This window comes from Psychrobacter sp. ANT206 (assembly GCF_056880555.1).
Window position 1 is genome coordinate 1,577,952 of record NZ_CP096271.1, and the last position, 21,142, is coordinate 1,599,093.

Here is a 21,142-nt window from a genome sequence, read left to right on the forward strand (position 1 = left end):
CATTTATTATAGAGTGTGCATGAGAGCAGATAAGTATTCGAAGGCTTGATTCTGCGCTTATCAAGAATTTCTCTATGATCACCCGAAAGGTCAGCAGATTTTCGAGCGCAAATGAACAAAAGCGTAAAACAAAGTAAAATGAGCATCCATCAATCTTGTACTTTCTACAATAATGAATGAGAGTAGCTTTGAAGCTGATTTCGAATGCTAGAATTGCTTAGGGATACAGTTTAATATCTAATAAACATACCTAACTCGGAGTCTATTTTAAACGGTTCCATTATGGCAGTCTATTTTAAGTGGTCTATTAATAGGTTTGAAGGATGAAATAACTGGTTCCCTTGGGGTATTTCTCAACAATGAATAACCTAAGTTAGGAAAGCTCCTGAATAGGTACAATTACATATTCCTATTGCACCTTTTCCTCATAAGGTGCATGGATACTTATTGCTTTAAATTCTTGTTTTTTAATTGAGTTGCCAATAAAGAGGGTGACCATAAACTTTGGCAAAATAATCAATTAATATTCTAACATTTAGAGAGACATGACGAGTATGAGGGTAAATAGCTGCGACATGTTGAGGTGTGGTTTTGACAGCCGTACTATAATCAGGTAGTAGCTTGATAAGCTCACCGCTCTTTAAATGCTCACCGATGAGCCAATCTGGAAAAAGCACAATCCCCATACCTTTGAGTGCAGATACCAATAAAGATTCTGCATTATTGGACATCAATAAAGCGGGTGCTAAGAATGGCGTCCAATCTTCACTTTCTGTTTTAAAAAGCCAACGATTGGGTCCTGTTGATCCTTTATATACTAGACATTTATGATGTGTCAGATCTGCTGGCACTTGCAATTTACCATGCGTGTTTATGTACGATGGAGAAGCGGCAAGATGATAGTTTTGCTCGCCAAAAATACGCGCATGAAAGGCAGAATCATTTAAGGTGCCAATTCTAAAAATAACGTCTGTTGCATAATGATGAGGATCAATAAAGTCATCCGTTAAACTCAAATCTATCTGTAATTTAGGATACTGAACACTAAGCTGTGGCAGCCAAGGTGCGATATGTCGTTGTCCAAAAAATACGGGAGCGTTGATTCTAATTAGACCACCCGGTTCTAATGTCCTGTCTTGAAGCTCCTGCTGTGCTGCACTCATGCTCTCGGTCATGGATTTTGCATAGCGCATAAACACACGGCCCGCTTCAGTCGGAATGACGGCGCGTGTATTACGGTAAAAAAGCTGCTGTCCCAGTGAGTCCTCTAACTGCTTGATAATACGTGACACTTTAGAAGCCGAAACGCCTTCTTTTCGAGCCACTACAGAAAAACTCTGAGCGTCAAAAACCTCTATAAAAAATAATAGTGTTTGTATGTTGATGGTATCTACCGTATTCATTTGTGCAACTTATGCAAAGGTCATTTTTGTATTATAGCGTTTTTTAATGGGTATACATTGCTGTAAGCTGCAGCGTATTGCTCATTAAGGATTTTTTCATGCAAATTTTATTGATACTCATTGTTGTGTTAGGCGGCATGGGGTTGTCTGTTGAAGCAGGATTACTTGGGCCTTTAGGGAGTCAAGTAGGCGAGCTGTGGGCAACATTGAGCATTTTTGGTGTTGGCGCTGCTTTAACATTCTTTTTGATGCTGTTTTTTAGTCCGCGAGACAGCCCTTCCTTTTTCTCACAGCCGCCTTTATTACTGGTTGGTGGTATTTTAGGGCCTGTTTATGTTGTGGTATTAACCGTGGTGACGCCTGTTATTGGCATTGCGCTGACGATGATTGGGATATTGGCTGGGCAAGTATTTCAGAGTTTAATCATAGATCATTATGGTTTATTCGAAACCATGGAACGAAAAATAGACAGCAAACGAATTATCGCTTTATTTTTCATTATTGCCGCACTTGTTTTTATGGCAAAAGGATAACCTAAATGATGCTTATTTTAATGATTTTATTAGCAATAATTGGCGGTGCGGCTTTAAGTATCCAGGCAGCATTAAATGGTCGCCTTGGCAGCAATGTTGGCGTATTTAAAAGTGCCTTTTTAACCTTTTCTGTGGGTGCAGTAGTAACTGCCTTGCTCATTTTCTTTTTTGAGCCCAGTCATGACGTCACTTTAATGGATGTCCCTAAATGGCAACTGCTTGGTGCCTTATGCGGTGTGCCTTACATTGTCATTATGGTGGTTGCGGTCCAGCGTATTGGGACTGCTGTAGCAACGGTAGCGGTTATTTTTGGTCAGCTGAGTATGAGTGTATTAATTGATAATTTTGGTTTACTTGGTAATGAGGCGATTAGCCTTTCAGTCAGTCGCATGGGTGCTTTGGTTTGTTTGGCAATTGCGCTTTATTTTATTTATGCTAGCAGCAAGTCTGAGCCTAAAGAGGCTCATTAGTGAGCTATGCTGAAGAAATTGTAGAAACTAATATGGGAGGGTTTAATCAGACAGCTCAATCATAATGACCCATGCTGTTGATTTTATAGTCATTAAGTTCATATCTAACACTAGCAGTTCGATGCTTGTATAGCGTACCGTTGAACTAATCGCAGATCATTATGGTATTCAAATTAATTAGATTTTTTTAATGCTAGTGCTTACATTTAGCTAAAAATACTGGTAAAAAATCCAAGCCTTAAGGCACTGGTTCATGGATTCAAACGCTCCCTAGGCAACCTATCTTAAATATTTCTGAGCCTCTCTTTTAGATACGGCTCAATTAAGTCTAGAAAAATAGAAAATTTATAAATACCAAGTCAGAATGTATAGGAAAAAGGATTTTCTATACACGTTTGGAAGACACAAAAGACGATATCAATATATCCTAAGGGGGTATCAATGGACGCAAATGTGGATCAGAGTATCCGTTTTCCGATCCTTAAAATGGAATCGCTACAATCAGGATGTAATACCATCCGAAAAAGCGACATTATTCGCTGGATTGATAATCAATTAAAAAAGCGTTAAGGGATCGCTTTCAATTCGAAAAAACTGACCAGCCCGTTTTCTGTACCAGCAGCTCTAATGCCTTTGACCCAAGTTTGGAATTTCCTACGTGATCAAGCCCTGGTGACCAGACTGCGATGGAGCCTTTACCTGGCGCTATCGTCAAAATACCGCCACCAACACCACTTTTACCCGGTAGCCCGACACGGTAGGCAAATTCACCAGCGCCATCGTAATGACCGCACATCATCATTAAAGAGTTTATCCGTCGAGACTGCTGTGCATTAATCACTCGTATCCCTGTGTGTTGATTAACACCATTAGACACTAAGAAAAGACCAGCACGGGCTAACTGCTCACAACTCATTGCAATCGCGCATTGATGAAAATAAACACCGAGCACCTTATCTACATCGTGCTTTATATGACCAAAGGACTTCATAAAGTGGGCTAAGGCGGCATTTCGATCTCTGTGATCCATTTCAGACGCTGCCACTTTATGGTCAAAACGGATCGAATCATCATCGGCAATAAAGTGTACAAACCGCAGAATTTCACCCAAGGTTTCTTTCGGCTCATGCCCCATCATAATGGCATCCACCACGGCAATCGCACCAGCATTGATAAATGGATTACGCGGTCGACCCGATTCAAACTCCAATACGGTGATCGAGTTAAAGGGATCGCCAGATGGCTCACGACCAACATGGGTCCAAATCGCATCACCTAACTTGCCAAGACCGATGGTTAAGGTAAATACTTTGGAGATACTTTGGATCGAGAATAGGGTGCTCGCATCCCCTGCTACATATACCTGCCCATCAGGTGTCGCTACGGCAATACCAAACTGGTTCGGATCGACATGCGCCAGTTGCGGGATATAATCTGCCACTTTTCCACGATCGGTTTCAAGGGCCATCTCTGCGGCAATATCATTAAGAATCTGTTGCATATGAGTTGGGTAACCGTATTTCTACTGGGTTGTTGAATAATAGTGATTTTAACTGAATAAAAGGCGATAAGGATGTAAATATTATATTTTAATTCAGGTCTATTGAAGTGAATTGCACTCAAATTCTCAGAGATTATTGTGACCGTGAGCATAATCTCACAGTCATTTCAGTTTCTTTGCATAAATAATGAGTGGGGTTGCTCCGTATTATCAGTTCAGGGATACTTATTTTCACCCTCCAAAGAGGTACTAGATAAATCCATGTCTACATTTAATGTAGTAAATAATTACCAAGAGGTTATTAACTTTATTGATACAGTTGATATATTGCGCCAATCTCATAGGTATAAAGTTAGGAATTTTTAATCTAGTCAAACTTATCAATCCTATTTTAGGTTCTGTATAGATAGTACTATAGCAATGACTTACACCCAAAAAAGCTCTAAAAGATAGTAAGAATATTATATGTCAGCAGAGTTGACACCAGTAAGAAGTCGTTACTTGCTCAATTATTGTGTTTTGATCTGAAAGGATGTGAATAAACTTGATTTATAAGCTCATACTAAATAAGCATTTGCAGGTTGCACTGCTGTTTTTGCTGATTCAGCAAATTATTGTTGCTTCATCGACATATTTTATTGCTCGCCTTGCACAAAGTCTGACCGAGGACACTATTTCAATTTTGTATATGGTGCTATTTGCCCTCTCTTTAGTAGCGGTTTATGTGCCTGCATATTATTGTGTCACCAATACAGAGCGCGCCAAGTACGATGCTCATAAGCTGTACAATGATGATTTTCATACTGTCTTTTTAGGCAAGACTTATTTGTTGTCTAGTGACGAGTTACAGAGTACGGCAACGACAACGCTCGCTCAAGAAAGCAACTACACCCTTGAGACAGTCATTGATAGTATTTTTGATATTTCAGCGTTGGTACTCAATGTCTTATTTAACGTGTTGGTCATTGCTTGGTTTTTAGATGGTACGTTACTGCTTGGTTATGCAGTAGGTATTATTTCTGCCTCCATATTTGTGCATTTCAGACGACACGCTTTAAAAACGGCTGCCAAAACAGACCAGCAGTCACGGCTGAGTTTAACTGCTAAACTTTTTGACAGTTGGGATAATGTCGTTATTTTTAATAAGCATAATTACACGCTCTATAATAATATTGTTCAAAAAAGCTTTGCGACAGCCAAGAATAATAGCGTTAAATCCACATCGATACAGCATATCAATTCAAGCTTAGGCATGATCATACTTATGCTGCCTGTCTTTGCGGTTACTGCTTTCATTTTTAATAAAAATTGGCACGATGCTGCGACGATGGCGGTACTAATTGCCACGCTGCCAAGACAAATTCAGCTATTGCAAATGTGCTATGCCTTGATTGGTTACCATACCAGTATTGGCGTTATCAAAACGATGCTAGATGGTATTTTAGAGGTCTTACAACCTACCGTTGTCAATCTAGATAACTACATTCAAGCAGACCAAATACGTGTTAAGCAAACAGGGGATATTTTTGATTCAACACAACTACCCAAGCAAGGTAGAGTAACGTTGGTTGGTAATAATGGCGTTGGCAAATCTTGTATGTTGCTCAAGCTCAAAGAGGACTACCAAGAGCAGGCTTACTACTTACCTGCCAAGCACAATTTGTACTTCAATTACAAATCAGATAAAGCCCATAAGGGTTCAACAGGACAACAACTCATCAAGCAAATTCAAGAAATTAGAGAGGACGACCGAAGTAGGATTGTCATGCTTGATGAATGGGATGCCCATTTGGATAGAGAAAACACTCAAATCATAGATCAATATCTTGATGAGCTTGCCCAAACAAGACTTGTCATAGAGGTTAGGCATTGAGTTAGAAAATATTATTTTTTAGATAGTAAGCTATAGACAAGACGATATCCTGAATCACCTGCGGTAGAAACATAGTCTACTTTCTCTTGTGCGATCAAGTTTATCTCATAATACTCAGTATAATATTGTTCAAGTTGAGATCGTGTCACTAAGAAAGGAGGTAAGTTTTTATGATTATCACTGCGCTGCTTTTCGCCGTCATAAGCAAAAGATAAGAGAAGTTGGTTTGCTTTATTACTGAGCTCCATCATTTTCTGTGTATAGCGTGTACGTAAATTATCAGGCTTCATATCTGGAAGAGCAACTAATGCACCACGATCATATACAGCATCTATTATTCCAATATCAATAGGACTTAAGTCAAAGATATCACCCACCCAGATTTTGAGAGTTTGTCCTTCATGTTCAGCTTGATAACAAGTGAGATTAGGAGTAGTTGGATGTAGTGATACTGTCGCTTGCAAATCAGTTTCGGCAAAAAACTGTATGACTGCTATTTCTGACAGCTCAACACCAATAACGTCGAAACCCTGATTTATAAACCATAGCATATCCACGCTCTTACCGCATAAAGGCACAAAAACGCGACCATTTTTAGGGCTATTGAGTGCTTTAAAATGATGTATTAGCATGGGATTTGGTTTTTTCTGAGTAAAATTAGTTTGGCTCTTTTGCCATGCATTTTTCCAAAATTCAGGAGTCATAAAGTTAACCTTTATTGTATTAGACTGAGTCTGCCTTGTTATTTTACTATGGACACCTCTAAGCTGTATTTACTGATAGGGTATTCCAAAACGCTATGTACTATCAATCGAATATTAGCGGTTTTTCTGGCAGTTAATTGCTTATTTTTACTATTTCGGTAAGGGCTTACGGTATTGATTGGGCGTGGCTGCTACTAAATGTTAAAAGTACGCTGAAAGTGCGCTTGATCAGCAAACCCAGCACTTAAGCAGTATCGATAATAGATAACCCTTTTTTCAGTTGTTGCTGACCGTATTCCGTATTGAATGCGTTTATTGATAATATAAGCATGGAGCGTCATGCCAAAATACTGCACAAAGATTCAGTGCAGTGCTCATTTTAAGTTGAGCCAAAACAAATCTGCTGAAAATAGAGTAGGGGCTGTCGCAGGACTGAAACAGCTAGGAACGTCAAAGGTGGATGCGATGGCGACGTTGGTTAAAAAGGTAAATGAAGATTAAGCTTGATTATAAGGGTATAAATGAGTGATATTTAATTTGATAAAATCAACTCAAGGACACACCATGACATCGATACGAACCGTTGGCATATTACTTTTTAACGAAGTCGAAGTATTAGATTTCGCAGGACCTTTCGAGGTATTTTCATTGGCTGAAAACGATAGCAGTGATAAGCATTTTGATGTCATTACCATTGCCGAGCAGCAAGCGCCAATATCTGCTAGAAATGGTTTAACTGTTATACCGGATTATAGCTTCGACAATCATCCCATTATCGATGTTTTGGTTATTCCAGGCGGTTATGGCGCAGAAAAGGTTGAAATAAATAATCCAGTAGTTATTGATTGGATTATCTCTCAAGCAAAGATTACCGAGTTAACGCTATCAGTCTGCACCGGTGCCTTGCTATTAGCAAAAGCTGGATTGCTGGCTGGCAAGTCTGCAACCACTCATTGGATGGATTTGGACAATTTAGCATCCTATCCTAATATTGAAGTCATCGCTAATACCCGTTTTGTCGATGCCAGTGACGAGACTACTAAGTTGGTAACATCAGCAGGAATAAGTGCGGGTATTCATGCCAGCCTGTACTGTGTGAAGAAGTTACTAGATAGTCAAACTATGCAAACAACTGCAAGACGTATGGAGTTTTATATAGGTTAAAAGCGTTAATAAATGTACCTAATAAACACCGCGGCATAAAAAGAGCTTAGATCTTTCGTTATCGGCTGGCAGTGTCACTTTGAAGTGACCCGAGAGAGTATGGTCAAGATGGTAACGAATGGGCGTGATGGAATCTAAAATGAACTTAGTAACTATCCTAAATCTGTCCAATCACCTGCTGAGATAATAGAGTGTGGCCACCAATATATTGGAAACAATAACGCATGGTTAGCAGCCATATTAGATAATTTATTAAATATATAAAAACTTCTAAGTATTGTTGGCTATACCAACGCTTGAGCCAATACTTCAAATATACGTGAATCTCTAGCTTGTGCCACATTAAAACGCATAAAGTTCTCAGCATTTTTTGATTGACTAAAAGCATTGCCTGGGGCTAAGACTACACCTTGTGACAGACAACGATTAGCCAGTTCGGTTGCACTATTATTATCTGGCAAGCGGCACCAAAGAAACATCCCTGCTTGTGGTAGTAACCACGGCACAATTCCTAATTTTGCCAAGCGTGGCAGCGCTTGAGAACGTGCGCTTGCAAGACGCATATGCATCGTACTCATATGTTTGCGATAACTGCTGTCCGTTAGCGCCGATAACACCACGGCTGCTGCCAGCTGACCGCCGCCAAAACCAGTCGCTATCTTTAAATCGAGCAAACTCTCAACCCACTCGTTAGGAGCTGCAATATAGCCACAGCGCAATGACGCCGATAATGTTTTAGAAAAACTACCAATATAAAACACGCGTGATAAACCATCTAATGCCGCAAGCCGTGGCGCAGGTTTGACTTCAAAATCAGCAAAAATATCATCTTCGATAATATATAAACCAGATGCCTGAGCCAATTGCAATATTTGGTACGCCGTAGCATGCGATAAGGTTGCACCGGTAGGGTTATGGATGGCGGCATTGGTAATATATAGGCGCGGTTTGTGTTCTTCCAAAATTTTCGCAAAGGCATCTATATCTGGACCATTCGGCGTATAAGGCACGCCAATGACTTTGACTCTATGAGCACGCAATAGCGCTCGGAAATTAAAATAACAAGGGTCATCGACGACTACCGTATCGCCTGCGGTCAATAAAAAACGTAAAATCAAATCTACCGCTTGCGTGCCAGACTCTGTCAGCATTACTTGTGAAGGCTGCGAATCGATGCCCAGTCCTGCCATACGCCGTGTCAGTAATTGGCGTAATGCTAATAGCCCTAGGGGCGTTGCATACTCGCTGATAACGGTAGCGTCACCTCTTGCCGCATGTCTTAAACCGCGGCGCATACCCTCCACAAAGAGCCAATCTGATGGCAGCCAACCACAGCCAGGCTTTAGCACATTATCGGATGGCTCAAGCGATTGCCGCGACACCCAGAGTGGATCTATTGCGCGATCAAGATTGTGTCCTGACTCTTTTAATGAGAGCGGCGCTACAGATTCTGCCACATAGAACCCTGCGCCAGGACGCGAGTAAATAATACCTTCGGTTTGCAAGCGCTCGTAAGCTTCAACCACCGTTGATGGTGAAAACCCGTAACTGTTTGCTGCTGCTCGTACGGAGGGCAGGCGTGTTCCGCGCATATAAACGACGGTTGCTATCCTTTCTTTAACGTCAGCCATGACGATTTCAATTCGTGTTAATTGATGCTTCATATTTTTCAAATGAACCCATGAATATATAAATTCGATAGAAGAGCTGTACGAGTTTTATATGCCAAACAGTTCTGTCTAATTGTACGGGATTGTATATAGATAAACTAACGCACTTTTGTTTTAATCATTGAACCTAAAACGATGTGATATGGCTATAAAGCCTGAGTAGTGACAACCATTAATATCAATCAACCCAGTGATACTTTTTTAAAAGCGGCTATATATGAGCACTCAAAAATATAATAAATATTTGGCATTTGCATTATGTGTCATAACAACTAGCGTTAATATCCAAGGGCCGCTTTATGCTATTTACGCTAAAAATGATGGCTACGGTGTTTTAGCAACCACGGTCGCATTCTCTTTTTATGTGTTGGGGGTGATACCGGTATTATTAGCTTTTGGTGGGCTATCCGATAGGATTGGGAGACGTAAGACGATTTTAATCTCTTTAGGTTTATCAATAGCGGCAACTGCTCTGATGATGTTCTATCCTTATACGCGAGCATTAGCAGTAGCGCGATTATTGCTTGGTGTGGGCACGGCCTTAATGGCAGCGACGGCAACTGCATATATGATTGAATTGATTGGCTCGTCCGATACGGCGCGTGCGACCACTTGGGTGACTGCCAGTACAACCATAGGTTTTGGTCTGGGGCCTGCATTAACGACAGTTTCTTTGTTATTTTATGAGACCCAGCAACCTGCCAGCTTTTTCTTCCTGTTAATAAGCGCGTTTTTATCAATATTTTTAGTATGGCGATTACCTGAGACTGCGCCGAAACGCTCTAATACATTTAAATCAATGCTTAAGCTGCCATATTTTAATCGTGAAGTGATATGGTATGGCGGCGGTATTTTGATTTGTTGGGCGACTACCGGATTGGTATTGTCTATTATTCCGTCCGTACTAGCCACGCATGGACTGGCTAAGTATGCTGGAATATCCTCTATGCTTGCCATCAGCTGTGGATTATTGTTTCAGCCTATCGCTCGAAAGCTTGATCCTCAAGTATCATGTAAATTGGGCATTCTGATTTTACTTCCTGCTTATGCGTTGCTTGCTTGGGGTGCGCTGCATGCCAATCTACCAGTAATTCTTTTAGCGGCTTTTTTAGCTAGCAGTAGTTGTTATGGCTTTGTTTATTTAGGCGGGTTGTCAGGGGTGACACAGTCTGCTGGCACTGAGCAAGCTCGTGCTAGTGCTGGCTATTTTTTAATGGCTTACATGGGGTTTAGCGTGCCAGTGATTTTTACTGGTTTGATGATAGATCAGTATGGTTCTACTGTTGCATTTTACGCTTTTGGGTTGTTTTTACTGCTGGGCGCGTTTTTATTGTTCGCAAGTCAGTCTATTTTAAAACCAGAGTCCGCTACTATTGCAGCACCTTGATATAAGATTTGATTTAGCTAAACAAGCTTTCTTTAATAGGAAATAAATAAATGCTTGTCATTGTAATCAATCAAACACAGCACACACTAAACCGAACATAAGGCACAATCAGATAATGACTGCTCTCACTGCCATGATAACCCGCTTTTTCATAAAAAGAAGCATCCTGCTGATACAATAGGGTAGCGGTAAAGCCTGAAATTGATAAGTGCTCATTACCTTGACCTTGAGAAGAATATTCTTTAGCAAAAGCTGTTGAAAATTGAGCAATTTGCTGCTCTTTTGCCGAGTACAAGCCTTCGTTTTTATCTTGCTGATGACAGGCGACAAGAAACAGTCTGGTAATATCATGGCGATTTTCCGTCCAATTATCACCGTAAAACGCCTGTTCTATAAACTCTTGCCCCGCAGTATTGACCAGTTTTTTAGGTGTTAGCATGAGCTCATCCAAGCGCATGAAGCGATGAGACTTGCTTAAATTAGTAGGCAACAGTAACTATTTATTTTTTGGTCATCTTGATAAAGCTCGTAATAGATATGACAGTCAAAAAAACAATTATTTTTGATTGAGAATCTCAATGTAAAGTAATCATTATTTGATTGTGAGGTGATAATTGGGAATGAGAGACTATGCAAGGGGCTTATTAGGCATTGTGAAGACAGTAAGCACAGTAATGATGAGCAGAACAAGTTTATCAAAGAGGTTAACTTTGAATGAATAATAAAATCACTGTATCCATAACATGTCTATTATGGTTTATCAATCAGACTGACTAATAACTAACTGTTTGATCATAATCTCATAAACTTAGTAGCACATAGACTTCATTTAACATAATATACATTATGCGAAAACAAACCAACGGTTTTATAATTTGGGCACATCATATTTTGTATAATGCTATTTGCTAATCATCCCATTGATTTCTATCAGCGGTTATTGAATGTCGATATATTAGTTTCTAATTAAGGACAGTTTTTAAGCAAATGCGCTCGTAAAGATGTTCCATCCTCATCTAAGATTACATCCGCCACTTGGCACGCAGAATTATCACAGGCTAATTCATAATAAACATCATGGCCATGCGCTAAGCTGACTTGAACCAAGCCTCTGGTCGTCACTGAAAATTGCTTGTCTTGTGCATAATCAGGATCTTGAGAATTCCACAATACATCATAACCCACATGACAGGATGTTTGCGCTTTAGCAAAGTAATCTTGCTCACGCTGCATGGCAGCCTTTAGATCCGGATTGGCATATTGTTGCAATACCACTGGGTTATCCATTCCTTCATTATTCACATCCTGCTGGTACATCTTAGCGACAGTATCAATTTTCATGGCAAAAGCTGTCTGTAACGGCTGCGTTAGATTAGCAGTAGCCGTGATAGCAGAAAACCCTATTGCGAGCATCATTATAGAAAATATCATTTTTTGCATGGCACCCTCCATGAAATATGACGTTTTAAGTGTTATATTCATTAAATCACATACAAGCTACCACTTTACTGCTTAATTGTGTCTATCGAGTTTATTAAAAAAACTGTTTACACAGCACCATTATAAACTTTGATGCGTTATTAGTACTATTGACTGGTAAATATACATTGGATCTAGTATGTGTTTTGGAATGACTTAAATAAGCTACGATAAGGATATTGTTATGATGCCATCTACTCGTTCTAATATTTTTCAGTCTTATCTTTATAAGCTATCAACCGCGGCGGGTTTTGGTTTAGTGCTAGCAATCACAGGGTGCCAATCTTCTGCTGAATCCAACGCCAGCACTCCAAATCAATCAACTGGCAACCCATCTGTACCTATAGTCTCAGATATGAGCCAGCAAACGCTCAAACAGCAAGCACTGCGTATCCAGCGCGCTCTTGCCAATAATGATTTTTCTAGAATCACAGATGATATTCACCCAACTCGTGGCGTACGTTTTTCGATGTATGCTTACGTAAGGACTGATACGGATAAAGTCTTTAGCCGCGAGCAGTATGCTCAGTATCTACAACAATCAAAAATTCGTTTTACTTGGGGCGAAAAAGACGGTACTGGCGAGGCATTGGTGGTACCACTACCAGAATATCTAAGAACTTGGATTGATGCTAAAAAATATAATAATGCGCGTATAACTATCAACGAGTTTGAATCTCGCGGCAATATGGTTAATAACGTCAATGAGGCTTATCCAAAATCAGATGTGGTAGATTTTCATTATAAAGGGACAGCTGAATATGAGGGTATGGACTGGCGTGGTATGCGCTTAGTATTTGATGACTATCAAGGGAAACGCTACTTGATTGGTATCGTCAACGATAGATGGACAGTGTAATAAAAAGATTAAGCGTTTGATTCATTAGAAATATTTTATGATATTAGGGCAATGCATCGTTTATGATGCACCGCCCTTTTTGTTTACTTCAACTATTATATATTTACTTTTTGATATACATAAATCTTACGGTCTTGGCTCAAGTGGCGTTTGCCGAAAAAACTTCACCATTATCTCGTAAATATCAGGATAAGCATCGACCAGCTTTTGCGGCGTCTCAAAAAATACTTCACTGAGTACCGCAAAAAACTCCGCAGGATTAGTCGCGCCATAACGGTCGAGACCTGATTTATGATGGCTTTGAAAATCCTCAAAGTCTCGGCTCATAATCTCAGTCCAGCGCGCAGAATCCATATCCGGTTGCAGCGGCGGAAAACCATTGGCACGACCATTTAGCATATCAAGTTTATGTACAAACTCATGAATGACGACATTATGACCATCGCGCTCGCCTGAGTGTTTGGCGTCCTTCCACGACAGAATAACAGGACCACGCAGCCATGCTTCGCCGCTACGGTGCTGACTGCCCTCATGGACAACCCCCAACTCATCTACGGTGGTGGTTTCGCTTTTGTAAGAACCCGGATAAATAATAATAGCCGACCAGCCAGCGTACCATTCAAGGCTTAGGTTTAAAATAGGCAGACAAGCTTGCAAGGCGATAGATTGCTTGACCGCATCGGTAATCTCGAAACCCTGCGCGCCAGTAATCGACTTATCCGCTAAAAACAACGTCGCCAGCTCAAACAAGCGTGTTAGCTCCTCTTCGTTCAACCTATCAAGTATCACAATCCGCTTGGCCGCTTGCATCCAGTCAGCATGTGTAAACTCGCTGTTGTCCAATATGCGCTGCTCGCGCCAGTCTTTTATCATGCTAAACATATTGAAGTTCCTTTAATTTTGTCGTTAGAATGTGCTTTTTATTATTGGCGTTATGTGTTTTTAAGGGGTTAAGTGATGCTGACAATAAGCCTATTTATCAAGATTCTAACGACAACATATTCATAATCAGTTTAATCAAGGTTTCTTTTTGGTTGGGGTCAGATTCAGCGACCAATAACGTTAATGCGGCAAGCCCCGTGTTATTAATAACCATGTCACCTTTATCATTGAGCAGTCGATTATTACGATGCAGAAAATCTACAAACAAAAAAGCGCCGCTGCGTTTATTGCCATCGGTAAAAGGATGATTTTTGACCATAAAGTACAGCAGATGCGCCGCTTTACTCTCGATGGTCGGGTATGCAGGCTCGCCAAACACCGTCTGCTCTAAATTACCCAATACGCTGTCCAACCCATCACCGCGAGGCTTGGCAAATAACTCAGTCGCCTCGCCCCTTGCTATCAGCTGCGCTTTCAAATCCGTCAGTGCTGCCATTGCCTCAGTCGGACTGGGTAAGATACCGCCATCTTCTCCTGCAGGATTATCAAGCAAACCTTCATCATAGCGCTGTAACCATAAGAATGTCTGTGTATAACGGCTGATAATCTCAACCAAGCCGCGACCTTCATCGGTTTTAAGCTCGGGACTTTGCGCGGTTTTTCTGATCAAATTTAATGCTTGTTGTAGCTCGCTTGAGTTTTTATCAAAGCGCTCTTGATTGAGCGTATAGCCTTGGACCAAGTATTCACGTAGGCGCTGGGTTGCCCAGCGTCTAAACTGCACACCTTGAGGGGACTTGATGCGATAGCCTACTGAGATAACCACATCTAAGTCATAAAAAGTCACAGGGCGATCAGAATTTGCAATATGCATTTTTTGCATATTGCTTTTTTCAGCAATCTCTTCATCGTTTATAGCATTGGCAATATGACGTGAAATCACTGACTGGTCACGACCAAACAACTCGGTCATTTGTGCTTGCGTGAGCCAAACAGTCTCTTGCTCGAAGCGAACGTCTACCTGCGCCTCTCCATCAGCGCTTTCATAAATCTCTACTTTTGCTGTTTTATCATTCGTCGCATCAGTCATCTTGGTTTTTCCTTAACTTAATATACGCGCTTATGCTCAATTCATAAATCATACAGCGACTGCATGACAGAGTACATAACAATGACTATCCTGTACCTGGAGTATCTCGCGGCGTATAACCGAAATGCTGCTTATAAATGCGTGCAAAGTAACCTTGGTCACCATAACCGACTCTATGCGCCACTTCATCGATGGTTACGTAACTTTTGGTTTTTAAAATATGGTTGGCCTGCTTTAAACGTAGCTCTTTTACCCATTCCGAAAAACTATAGGGCAACTCAGCAAACAGTTTATGCAAGTATCTGACCGATATATGACAAGTAGCAGCGACCATCGCTGGGGTTAAAGCGGGGTTTTCTAGGTGCAGATAGACGTAATGCTCGATGCGCTTTAGATGTACCGACTGTATGGATGAGCTGGTACTCATCATTACCTCTTTCGGGGTACTCAATGTCAATACAATAAGGTTAAGCAGCTGCTGCTCTAGGATTTTAACCTCTAAAGCCGCCAATTGATGTTGCTGAATCAGCTCTAATATCTGTCTGATTTGAAAAACCAGTAACCTGCCAGCCCCTTCATCAATAGACAGACTGCAGGCAAACTGCCGCTCTATAGTGCCCATTTGAGGGGTTAATAGCGCTAAAGGCATCTTAATCACATATAAGATACTTGCTGCAGATGATAAAACTCATAAGGTAAGTTTGATAACTCAATAAAAAACTGACCCGGGCTTGAGGTTAATTGGCGGTTTTTTTGCGTAAAACGAACGCTGCCGGTCACAGGAAAGGTGATTAAAATACTGTCGTCGCTACTATTGTCCTTACCGCTGTCACTAGACTGTTTGCTTGCTAAGCTGCGTTTATAATGTACGGTATTGGCATGATAATGAGACACACCGATATCCAAAAGCTTGGCGTGTTGCAAGTAACCAGAAAACTGACTTGGCTGGCGAAAGCTCACATTGAGATCAAAATAGGTGTCATTGATGGTGCGCTTCCAATCAAACGCGTCTAACGTTTGAGGAGCACTTATAGCAGACGTTGAAGATATTGGCGAAAATGGGGTTAATAGTGGTGATGATATTGCCGAATTTGAAATAGAATTGTCTCCTACAATGTCTATGAGACTATCGCTGTTTGCTGTGCTATTGGCATTGGTATTGTCTGTATCGCGACTTGCATTCATCCTTGAATACTCTATGAATAAAAAATGAGCGGTAATCGCTGCTTATACACTAAGCGCTATTTGTAAGCATTTTATTAGATGCTAAGCGGTCATTTTTATATCATAAACGTATTATTACCCTGATGTCTAAATATGATACCTAAAACAAACATCAGGCATTAAACGAGGTTTAATGCCTGAAAGGAAAACTATAAAGCGATAACGATGAAAACAGCAAGCTAAGCGGCTTTGGTTAGCTTATAAGTGCCCGTCTCATGCAATTCTGCTTGCCAGCCTTTTTTAATCACAATCGTGGTGGTTGGCTCTTGAATAAGCGCCCCTGCCCCAAATTCCTCACCATTATAAATAGGCGTATCAATCCATTCGTATTCTTGATCCATGATCATCTCACGGCTGCCAACTTGCGCCTGACTGATATCACCTTGTTGCTTAGCAAGCTCTGGTAGCTTGGGCTTACTGATTTTACCGATGACAGCGACTTCGATATTGACCAGCTCGACCTTATTATCACGCTCATCATAAGTATAAAGCTCTTTATGCCGATGATGGAAGGCTTCCAAAATCGTTTGCACGCTATCGGCATCAAGCTTGCCATTGGGTATCAGCACATTACACTCATGCACCTGCCCGACGTAGCGCATCTCCATGGTGCGCTCGATGATGATATCATCTTCTGCAAAACCATCTTCTAGCAGCTTTTGCACGCCTAAACTTTCTAGCTCATGTAAGGTGGCATTGAGTGACTGTAGCTCTGAATCTGACGCAATAATCATCATCTGCGTGGCCAGATAATTATATTTAATATCAGAGATGATTTGACCAAAGGCGCAGAGATATGCTGGTCTATATGACCATTTATCCTTACCCTTCAGCGCGCGCTTTATCTGGCTTATCATCTATCCTAATGATCAAGCTTTTTCACTATAGCGAGGTTTTGGCAAAATAGATGGACTGTGCGTGCAGAGTTTTTGACTGTGAGTGTACAGCTGTAGCTATAAGCAGCCTGTTTTCATCTTTATCATAGTGGGATATAAAGCGTTTAAAATAAAAAAAGAGCAATGCTTCATATGTGATGCACTGCTCTTTTTGTCTATTCTTACTAACCCTATAGGAAGCTATAAGTTATTTACTACTATGCGTGCGCAGACTTCCTGCCTAGGCCCATCTTCACATTAGCCAAGATCAGTCCAGATAAGATGAGCACCATTGCTAGCATCTTCCACCATGTAACCACTTCTCCTATGAGCAGCACTGAAGTCGCCATACCAAATACGGGCACCAGTAAGGCAAATGGCATAACCTTAGAGGCGATATTTTGACTAAGCAAATGCGCCCATAGTCCAAAGCCGATCAGGGTTGAGACATAGACTATAAACCCAAGCGATAGCCAAGACTTGAAGGACGCCTCCGTAAATGTTGCAAGCGTCCATGCCTCATTTTCAAATAGTAGAGAGGATAACGTCAAAACTACACAAGCAATCAGACCGCCCCATACCACTAGTGCTAGCGCAGACAGTGCCGATGTCCTATTTGAAGCTTTGTTGTTGCTATTAACAGGCGAAGCAGTAGAAATATTACTAGCGCTTTGCTGTGTTGAGGCTTGTTTTGAAGCGATATTGCCAAAGCTCCAACCTATAGCCGCAATCAAGATACAGATAAAGCCAATCAAGGGCATATCACCGCCGAGATTTAGTGCAATCACACCAAGCCCTAGCACACCGACCAGCATACCGATAATCTACATACGACTCACAGACTCACCTAATATGATATACGCCAGCAAGACGGTAATAAAAATTTGAACTTGCAACAACAGCGCCGTCAAACCTGCTGATGCACCCAAATGCATGGCGGTAAATACAAAAGCATACTGCATAACAAAGGTGCCGATGGCATAAATAAATAACGTACGGTTAAATTTGGGCGGTTTAAGAAACAGCACCAACGGCACGGCAGTAAAGAAAAAACGTAGCGCAGTGAGCATCAGTGGCGGAAAGCTTTCGAGCGCCCAGGCAATAAAGGTAAAGTTTACACCCCAAATAAAGGCAACCAATACAGCTAGAGCGATGTGTAGAAGGGTCATAGGCTTATCCTAGAATAGCTATTATTAGTTCTGAGTTGTTATTAATGTTTGAATCTTAACAATCAACTATAGTTTAAATGCCCATAACAGACCCGATACAGTTTTACGAATGGTGAACAAAGTGTATAGTTACTCTTAACGTTACAATTAATCATGACATTGAAGAGATAAGCACATTCATTATGGTCGAAACCTATACGCTCAATCCAAATTTAACCAAGACTGCCGCCGTCGCTGAATGGCTACAGCAGCGTATTGACTGGCAGATTTACCTGCCCAATCAGCGTGTGCCCTCGGTGCGAAAGTTAGCGAAACTATTAAATATATCAAGCTTTACGGTGGTACAAGCTTATGAGCAATTGGTGGCTACCAGCGTGCTAATTGCTAAGCCCAGCTCAGGCTATTATGTTAATACGCAAGCAAAAGCAGTTCAGCCGAATGATGATAAAAGAGTGGTCGTTAAGCACCCAGTAATAGATACACGCTGGCTGGTGCAGCAAGTCTTTAGTGATATTCCGCATCATCGCTCGCCAGGGGTGGGAACATTACCGAGAGACTGGATACGTAATGATAAGATGGAATGGACCATACGGCAGGTCACCCAGCAAGCCGATAGCTTTATCTATGATTATGGTAATGTTCATGGCTATTTGCCGCTACGTCAGCAGCTGGTTCAACACCTGCATACGCTGGGCATGCACACTCATATCGAGCACGTAATTACTACAGCAGGAGTGTCGCAAGCCGTGACCATGGTTGCGCGGCTGCTTACTCAAGCTGGGGATACGGTGGTCGTTGATGGGCCGGGCTGGTATTGGCTATCGAGCTGCCTGCAACAACAGGGCTTAAACGTCGTCTCTGTAGAACGCGACCATCAAGGGCCTAATATCGAGCACATGCAAAAACTGTTTGCCACGTATCGCCCTAAGTTATACCTGACTAATAGCGTGCTGCACAACCCAACATCCTATAATCTGCATCCTGCCCGCGCGCACCAAGTACTCAATCTTATTCATGAGTACAATGCTTATATTTTTGAGGACGATTTATACGCCGCATTTGTACCGGGTGGTCAAGTGCTGCGTTATGCCAGCCTTGATCAGTTTGAACGGGTTTTTTATGCGACTGGGTTTTCAAAGTCAATGGCTTCAGGCTGGCGCGTCGGCATGTTGGTCTGTCCTGATAATTATATCGATGATGTATTACGTATGAAAACCTTAAGCAATTCAAACACGCCAGAATTTGGCGAACGGGTTTGTCATCATTTATGGACGCATGGTGAGTATCGTCGGCAGATTAAAAAAGTGCAGCAGCATTTGTATAGGGCTCATGAAAGAATGCGCAACGCATTACCAAAGATAGGGCTTATCTACCCCGAGCATACACAAGCAGGTCTCTTTGTTTGGGTAGATATGGGCCAAGATACCAGCCAGCTGGCACTAGATGCCTATAAAGAAGGTTGGCTAGTTGCACCGGGGCAATTATTTTACCCCGATGTCAGCGCCTCAACCCATCTTCGCCTAAATGTCTCAACAACAAGCGATGAGTTTTTGAGTTGGTTGGGTGATTATTTGGATAAAAGCTGTCAATACTGATAAAAATGCTATTACCCCACAACCAGCCGCATCATCTGCGTACTGATATAACCGCCAAAGGTACCCACGGCATAGCCTAAAATACCCAAAAATACCCCAACTGGCGCTAGTGATGGGTGAAATGCCGTGGCAACAATCGGTGCCGATGACGCGCCGCCAGTATTGGCATTGGAGCCGACCGCCAAAAAGAAAAACGGCGCACGAATTATCCTAGCGACCGCAAAAATAATCACGACGTGAATGCTCATCCAAAGCAAACCAATTAGTAGCAGTCGCCATTGTGAGACGATACCGGCGAGATTGATTTGCATACCAATAGCAGCAATCAATATGAAGATAAAGACGGTACCAATTTTTGAAGCACCAATATGATCAAGTCTGCGTATTTTAGTAAAAGAGAAAACCACCCCTATTAAGGTGATGATCACTACCATCCAAAAAAACGAGCTGGCAAAGCTATACTGTACCGCCCAGCTATAAGGCGCAAAGAACCCTGCAATCTGACCACCAACGAAATGTGCTACACCAACCATGGCGAAGCACAAACCAAACATCACCATCAAGTCATTTAAAGTCGCTGGACGAGCATTGTCACGCTCATAGCTCTCAACAGCTTTGACGACCTTATCAATGCTACTGCTATCCGCCCTTAAAAACTTGTCAATCTTTTCACTGTGTTTTGCCATGACCAAGATGGCCAGTAACCACAGTGAAGCATTGGTGGTATCGACCAAAATCATCATTCCAAATAAATCATCACTGACGCCAAACAACTCTTTCATCGCCGCTTGGTTAGCAGCTCCTCCTATCCAACTACCCGCCACCGCCGAAAAGCCGCGCCATAGCGTATCATCGGTAAACATCTCAGGCGACACCCATTTAGCGATACCTAAGCTAATAGGACCACTAATGACAATAGCGATACTAGCAGCGAAGAACATCGCAATCGCTTTCCAGCCTAAGCCTAAGATTTTAGGAACATCCATCGACAAGGTCATTAACAGCAAACTGGCTGGCAACAGATAGGTAGCAGTAAAACCATAAATCTGCGAGCCAATACCGTCAGCGAAGACACCTAGACTATTTAGCGTCGCAGGTATAAAACAGCACAGTACGATACCCGGTAGCACCGCATAAAACCGTTGCCAAAACTTACCAGGCAATGCTTGGGTATAAAATACCAAACCAATAATTGCCATAATGATGCCAAACGCTAATGGCAAGCTTTCAATAGCTAAGTGAGAAATATCCGGCATCAACTGGC

Annotated in this window: 21 protein-coding genes; 7 read left to right on the plus strand and 14 right to left on the minus strand. The window is 41.6% G+C overall.

Features of this window, described 5'->3' with window-relative positions:
• Window positions 1-467: 467 nt before the first annotated feature.
• On the minus strand, window positions 468-1,403 hold the full coding sequence (locus tag M0221_RS06575; RefSeq protein ID WP_483283312.1) for a LysR family transcriptional regulator: 936 nt from the start codon (window positions 1,401-1,403) through the stop codon (window positions 468-470).
• A gap of 98 nt (window positions 1,404-1,501) precedes the next feature.
• Here M0221_RS06575 and M0221_RS06580 point away from each other — a divergent pair, with 98 nt between their 5' ends.
• A complete protein-coding gene (locus M0221_RS06580; RefSeq protein ID WP_181210410.1) occupies window positions 1,502-1,936 on the plus strand; it encodes a DMT family transporter in 435 nt (144 codons plus the stop codon).
• 8 nt (window positions 1,937-1,944) lie between these two features.
• Window positions 1,945-2,406, plus strand: a complete 462-nt coding sequence (locus M0221_RS06585; RefSeq protein WP_483284764.1) for a DMT family transporter — start codon at window positions 1,945-1,947, stop codon at window positions 2,404-2,406.
• 580 nt (window positions 2,407-2,986) lie between these two features.
• Here the strand turns inward: M0221_RS06585 and M0221_RS06590 are convergent.
• Window positions 2,987-3,907: a glutaminase gene (locus tag M0221_RS06590; RefSeq protein ID WP_011513663.1), complete on the minus strand. Its 921-nt coding sequence runs from the start codon at window positions 3,905-3,907 to the stop codon at window positions 2,987-2,989.
• Window positions 3,908-4,451: 544 nt separating this feature from the next.
• Here M0221_RS06590 and M0221_RS06595 point away from each other — a divergent pair.
• Entirely contained in the window at window positions 4,452-5,780 is a 1,329-nt protein-coding gene (locus M0221_RS06595; protein WP_483283313.1) for a hypothetical protein, read from the plus strand.
• An 11-nt stretch (window positions 5,781-5,791) separates the two neighbouring features.
• On the opposite strand, the gene M0221_RS06600 is transcribed toward M0221_RS06595, so the two are convergent.
• A complete protein-coding gene (locus M0221_RS06600) occupies window positions 5,792-6,484 on the minus strand; it encodes a class I SAM-dependent methyltransferase (protein ID WP_483283314.1) in 693 nt (230 codons plus the stop codon).
• A gap of 564 nt (window positions 6,485-7,048) precedes the next feature.
• On the opposite strand from M0221_RS06600, the gene M0221_RS06605 reads away from it, so the two are divergent.
• A complete protein-coding gene (locus M0221_RS06605; protein ID WP_483283315.1) occupies window positions 7,049-7,648 on the plus strand; it encodes a DJ-1/PfpI family protein in 600 nt (199 codons plus the stop codon).
• A gap of 284 nt (window positions 7,649-7,932) precedes the next feature.
• On the opposite strand, the gene M0221_RS06610 is transcribed toward M0221_RS06605, so the two are convergent.
• A complete protein-coding gene (locus tag M0221_RS06610; protein ID WP_483283316.1) occupies window positions 7,933-9,312 on the minus strand; it encodes an aminotransferase-like domain-containing protein in 1,380 nt (459 codons plus the stop codon).
• Window positions 9,313-9,535: 223 nt separating this feature from the next.
• Here M0221_RS06610 and M0221_RS06615 point away from each other — a divergent pair, with 223 nt between their 5' ends.
• Window positions 9,536-10,705 (plus strand): MFS transporter, encoded by a 1,170-nt coding sequence (locus M0221_RS06615; protein ID WP_483283317.1) that lies wholly within the window; start codon window positions 9,536-9,538, stop codon window positions 10,703-10,705.
• 70 nt (window positions 10,706-10,775) lie between these two features.
• Here M0221_RS06615 and M0221_RS06620 read toward each other — a convergent pair whose 3' ends face one another.
• Together M0221_RS06620 and M0221_RS06625 are read right to left on the minus strand one after the other, a co-directional pair.
• Complete coding sequence (locus M0221_RS06620; protein ID WP_483283318.1) at window positions 10,776-11,144, minus strand: hypothetical protein; 369 nt, start codon at window positions 11,142-11,144, stop codon at window positions 10,776-10,778.
• A gap of 527 nt (window positions 11,145-11,671) precedes the next feature.
• The gene (locus tag M0221_RS06625; protein ID WP_483283319.1) at window positions 11,672-12,145 is read right to left on the minus strand and encodes a hypothetical protein; all 474 of its coding nucleotides are present in this window, start codon (window positions 12,143-12,145) and stop codon (window positions 11,672-11,674) included.
• A 223-nt stretch (window positions 12,146-12,368) separates the two neighbouring features.
• Here M0221_RS06625 and M0221_RS06630 point away from each other — a divergent pair, with 223 nt between their 5' ends.
• The gene (locus tag M0221_RS06630) at window positions 12,369-13,043 is read left to right on the plus strand and encodes a hypothetical protein (RefSeq protein ID WP_483283320.1); all 675 of its coding nucleotides are present in this window, start codon (window positions 12,369-12,371) and stop codon (window positions 13,041-13,043) included.
• Window positions 13,044-13,169: 126 nt separating this feature from the next.
• Here M0221_RS06630 and M0221_RS06635 read toward each other — a convergent pair whose 3' ends face one another.
• The 7 genes from M0221_RS06635 to M0221_RS06665 form a co-directional block, all read right to left on the minus strand.
• Window positions 13,170-13,925 carry a M90 family metallopeptidase gene (locus tag M0221_RS06635; RefSeq protein WP_483283321.1) on the minus strand — a complete coding sequence of 252 codons (756 nt, stop codon included), beginning with the start codon at window positions 13,923-13,925 and terminating at the stop codon, window positions 13,170-13,172.
• A gap of 97 nt (window positions 13,926-14,022) precedes the next feature.
• Entirely contained in the window at window positions 14,023-15,015 is a 993-nt protein-coding gene (locus M0221_RS06640; protein WP_181210386.1) for a virulence RhuM family protein/type II toxin-antitoxin system death-on-curing family toxin, read from the minus strand.
• An 85-nt stretch (window positions 15,016-15,100) separates the two neighbouring features.
• A complete protein-coding gene (locus M0221_RS06645; RefSeq protein WP_483284765.1) occupies window positions 15,101-15,664 on the minus strand; it encodes an AraC family transcriptional regulator in 564 nt (187 codons plus the stop codon).
• A gap of 5 nt (window positions 15,665-15,669) precedes the next feature.
• Window positions 15,670-16,200: an AraC-like ligand-binding domain-containing protein gene (locus tag M0221_RS06650; RefSeq protein ID WP_483283322.1), complete on the minus strand. Its 531-nt coding sequence runs from the start codon at window positions 16,198-16,200 to the stop codon at window positions 15,670-15,672.
• Between the two features lie 218 nt (window positions 16,201-16,418).
• The gene (locus M0221_RS06655) at window positions 16,419-16,976 is read right to left on the minus strand and encodes a hypothetical protein (RefSeq protein WP_483283323.1); all 558 of its coding nucleotides are present in this window, start codon (window positions 16,974-16,976) and stop codon (window positions 16,419-16,421) included.
• 356 nt (window positions 16,977-17,332) lie between these two features.
• Window positions 17,333-17,929 (minus strand): EamA family transporter, encoded by a 597-nt coding sequence (locus tag M0221_RS06660; protein ID WP_483283324.1) that lies wholly within the window; start codon window positions 17,927-17,929, stop codon window positions 17,333-17,335.
• A gap of 9 nt (window positions 17,930-17,938) precedes the next feature.
• Window positions 17,939-18,283, minus strand: coding sequence for an EamA family transporter (locus M0221_RS06665; protein WP_483283325.1), 345 nt, complete (start codon window positions 18,281-18,283; stop codon window positions 17,939-17,941).
• 182 nt (window positions 18,284-18,465) lie between these two features.
• On the opposite strand from M0221_RS06665, the gene M0221_RS06670 reads away from it, so the two are divergent.
• Window positions 18,466-19,878, plus strand: a complete 1,413-nt coding sequence (locus tag M0221_RS06670; protein WP_483283326.1) for an aminotransferase-like domain-containing protein — start codon at window positions 18,466-18,468, stop codon at window positions 19,876-19,878.
• An 11-nt stretch (window positions 19,879-19,889) separates the two neighbouring features.
• Here the strand turns inward: M0221_RS06670 and M0221_RS06675 are convergent, their stop codons facing one another.
• Window positions 19,890-21,134 (minus strand): DUF819 family protein, encoded by a 1,245-nt coding sequence (locus M0221_RS06675; protein WP_483283327.1) that lies wholly within the window; start codon window positions 21,132-21,134, stop codon window positions 19,890-19,892.
• Between the last annotated feature and the right edge of the window lie 8 nt (window positions 21,135-21,142).